The following is a 491-nucleotide window of genomic DNA, read 5'->3' as shown; positions in this document are numbered from 1 at the left end:
ATATAATTTTATTTATAATAAACCCTTGGATTTTGGAATTAATTAATATTACCATAACACTTCCATGGTCAATTATTGAAGAAGATATTATTACTCATTTAGGACTAAATCTGAATCCTACTATTGATAATATCTTTTATCGAAGAATAATACACTTTGCTTACGGATCAATTAGTTTTTTTATAAATATATTTCTTTTATACAAACTTATATATAAGCTTAAAAAAATTTTCAAACTATCCAAACTTAATTAAGTTTCGAATATTATGCTTTTACAAGTGTAGCAAGCCGTAGTCCCTATAAAACCTCCAATCCTGACATAGGGTGCGTGCGGTACGCATACACACGGTTCTGCTTTTCAAATGCCCCATCCCCAACAGGAGCAAGCCGCCATGGCATTCAATAAAATCGCCCGTAAAAGCAGTGACTTCAGGGTCGTCTTTACCGTCCCCGATTTCTGCTGGCCGCCCCCTCCTGCTCCACCAGTCGCA

The 491-nt window shown here is 35.8% G+C and carries 1 protein-coding gene and 1 pseudogene; both read left to right on the top strand.

Translation table 11 applies throughout. The features are described 5' to 3' along the window. Positions 1-2 precede the first annotated feature (2 nt). The gene (locus Q9I99_RS11295) at positions 3-254 is read left to right on the top strand and encodes a hypothetical protein (protein WP_304666241.1); all 252 of its coding nucleotides are present in this window, start codon (positions 3-5) and stop codon (positions 252-254) included. 138 nt (positions 255-392) lie between these two features. After that, positions 393-491, top strand: a pseudogene (locus Q9I99_RS11625) (PAAR-like domain-containing protein); the annotation flags it as partial.

The sequence above is a fragment of the Neisseria basseii genome, from assembly GCF_962707005.1.
GTDB classification, from domain to species: Bacteria; Pseudomonadota; Gammaproteobacteria; order Burkholderiales; family Neisseriaceae; genus Neisseria; species Neisseria bergeri.
This window is presented reverse-complemented; position numbering and strand designations above follow the sequence as displayed.